The sequence below is a fragment of the Cellulomonas sp. genome (assembly GCF_017744555.1).
GTDB lineage: Bacteria > Actinomycetota > Actinomycetes > Actinomycetales > Cellulomonadaceae > Cellulomonas.
In genome coordinates this window covers 1-2152 of the sequence record NZ_JAGIBD010000085.1, presented here as the reverse complement: position 1 = coordinate 2152, position 2152 = coordinate 1, and the positions used below count along the sequence as shown (strand labels likewise).

The following is a 2152-nucleotide window of genomic DNA, read 5'->3' as shown; positions in this document are numbered from 1 at the left end:
CGACGGACGAGCGGCCGCCGGCGGCGAGGCCCAGCGCGGCGGAGCGGAGGAGGACACCCATGCGTCGTGTCTACCCGTGGCGCGCGGCGACGGCACCCCGAGCGTCCCGACGGCGTCCCCCGATCGGCGGTTGTCCGATATGCCCGACCCGCTAGGGTCGCCCGGGTGACCACGGGGAACGACCGACGCTGGGGCGAACGCGACCTCGCCGCCGCCTGGGCGCAGGCGGCGGAGCGCATGGGCGAGATGGACGTCGCCGCGGTGCTGGCCGTGACGGCCGGCGACGCGCTCGACCCCGTCGAGCGGGCGACCATCGAGCTACAGGCAGGACGCGCCGACGTCGCCGAGCGGCTCCTCGGCCCGGACGACGTGCCTGCCCCGGACGGCGACAGGCTGCGGTGGGAGGACGTCCTGCGGCTCGCGGTCGCGACGGCCCAGGGCGACGAGCGTGCACGGGTGCGGCTGCTGGCGGTCGTGCCGCGGCAGGGGGCCGCGGTGCAGGAGCTGCTGCTGCCGCTCGTCGCGACCGCTGCCGAGCAGGCCGGGCTCGACGACGTCGCGACGGACGCGTGGCAGCGCGTCGCCGCGGTCCCGCCCGGGACCACCCCCGCGCTCGCACGGGCGGCCGCAGCCGACCTGCGACGGCGCGGCCGACGGTTCGCCGCGCCGCTCGCCGCCGAGCTGGCCTCGGCGCTGTGCGACGACGTCGACCAGGAGGTCGCGGTGGCGCGGACCCGTGCGACGGTCGCACGTCTCGTCGCGAGCGACGACCGCGTCGGCGCGGCGATGCTGCTCGCGGCCGTGCGGTGGCGGCTCGCCCCTGACCTGCGGCTGGCGACGCTGCGGGCGGCCGTCGGACCGCGCATGCGCTGGCGGGCGATCGCCGCCGGGAGCGTCGCAGCGGCCCTGCTGGCCGCGCTCACGTGGTGGTTCACGCTCACCGGGGCGATGACGCCGGAGCGCGCCGTGTCGGGGCCGCTGGCACTCGTCCTCGCGGTCGGGTTCCCCTTCCTCACCACAGTGCCCGGTGCGCACCTGGTCGACGCGCTGTCCCTCCGTCTCCTCGACCTCGGCCTGGTCGACCCCGACCGCACCCGGGTGGCACGTGCGCGCGCGGCCGGCAAGGACACGGCCCGGGGGCTGCGGACCGTCGGACTCGTGCTGCTCGCGCTGGTGACGGCGGGACCGGCGTCGGGTGCGGTCGCTCGCGCCGCCGCGACGCCCGGCTCCCTCGACGCCGTCACGACGGTGCAGTGGACGGTGACGCCGCTCGCCGCGCTCGCGGCCGTCACGCTGACGCGGCTGGTGCGGCACCGGATCTGGTCGTCACGCATGCTCCGTCGGCGCCGACGCTCGCTCGCGGCGCTGCGTGACGAGACGACGCGCTGCCGGTGCTGGACCACGCAGTCGCTGCGGGGTGCGGCGGCCCGGCTGTACGCCGAGCAGCACCTCGTCCCGGTGCCCGGGGGGACCAGCCGCGCGGTGGCCTCGGCGCTGCCCGCGGGATCCCTGGTCGCGGCGTGCACGACGACGGCCCGGCACTGGCTCGTCACGACCGACCGCGCCGGGGACGCGACCCTCGCCCTGGCCGGCCCGGGGGGCGAGCCGCCGACGCGCGACCCGGGGTCCGAGATCCGCACCTAGGACCGCGCCGCACGCGCTCCGGGTGCGGACCACCCCGATCGGCAGCAGACTCCTGGACCACCGCGTGGTCCGCCGTGGCCCACGCGACGCGGTACGACGAAGGAGCGACATGGGCATCGGTGGCGGCATCGCACTCCTGGTGATCGGGGCGATCCTCTCGTTCGGCGTGTCCGACCGGGTCGAGGGCGTCGACCTCACGGTCATCGGCTACATCTGCATGGGCGCGGGCGTGCTCGCGCTCATCCTCGCGATCGCGCTCAACGCGCAGCGCACCAACACGACGCACCGCCAGGTGGTCGAGCACCGCGAGGAGCCGCCCGCTCCCCCGGTGGCCTGACGCCCCGGACGACGGTCCCGCCGTCCCGCCCGCGGGACGACCCCCGCCCGACGCCCCGCCCGGTCCCGACCGGCGGGGCGTCGGCGTCACCGGTCCCGACCGGCGGGGCGTCGGCGTCACCGCTCGCGACCGGCGGGGCGCCCGTGGAGCCGGCCCCGACCGGGGCGGGGG

General features: G+C 78.0%; 2 protein-coding genes. Both read left to right on the top strand.

Annotation, left to right across the window (positions count from 1 at the left end; genetic code table 11):
- Positions 1-165 precede the first annotated feature (165 nt).
- Entirely contained in the window at positions 166-1644 is a 1479-nt protein-coding gene (locus tag J7523_RS20160; protein WP_291890548.1) for a hypothetical protein, read from the top strand.
- A gap of 109 nt (positions 1645-1753) precedes the next feature.
- Positions 1754-1981, top strand: coding sequence for a DUF6458 family protein (locus J7523_RS20155; protein ID WP_046529821.1), 228 nt, complete (start codon positions 1754-1756; stop codon positions 1979-1981).
- Positions 1982-2152 lie beyond the last annotated feature (171 nt).